The sequence below is a fragment of the Citrobacter sp. TBCS-14 genome (assembly GCF_005280805.1).
Classification (GTDB): Bacteria; Pseudomonadota; Gammaproteobacteria; order Enterobacterales; family Enterobacteriaceae; genus Citrobacter; species Citrobacter gillenii.
Window position 1 is genome coordinate 1 of sequence record NZ_SZWM01000248.1, and the last position, 267, is coordinate 267.

1 protein-coding gene is annotated in these 267 nt (G+C 56.9%); it reads left to right on the forward strand.

Going from position 1 to position 267, the window contains the following annotated elements; genetic code table 11:
• Positions 1 to 244, forward strand: a 244-nt coding sequence (locus FDX22_RS12310) for a mannonate dehydratase (protein WP_186805303.1), incomplete at its 5' end; no start/stop codon positions are given.
• Positions 245 to 267 lie beyond the last annotated feature (23 nt).

A 267-nucleotide genomic window follows, 5' to 3' on the forward strand; every position in this document is an offset into this window, starting at 1 on the left:
GGCGCATCTGAATGGCGATGTCGACATGTACGAAGTGGTGAAAGCGATCGTTGAAGAAGAACAACGCCGTAAAGCCGAGGGCAAAGAGGATCTGATCCCCATGCGTCCGGACCATGGCCACCAGATGCTGGACGATCTGAAAAAGAAAACCAACCCAGGCTACTCCGCGATTGGTCGCCTGAAAGGGCTGGCGGAAGTGCGCGGCGTTGAGATGGCTATCCAGCGCGCTTTCTTCAGCCGCTAAAGCGAGTTGCCGGCCACCAGTCT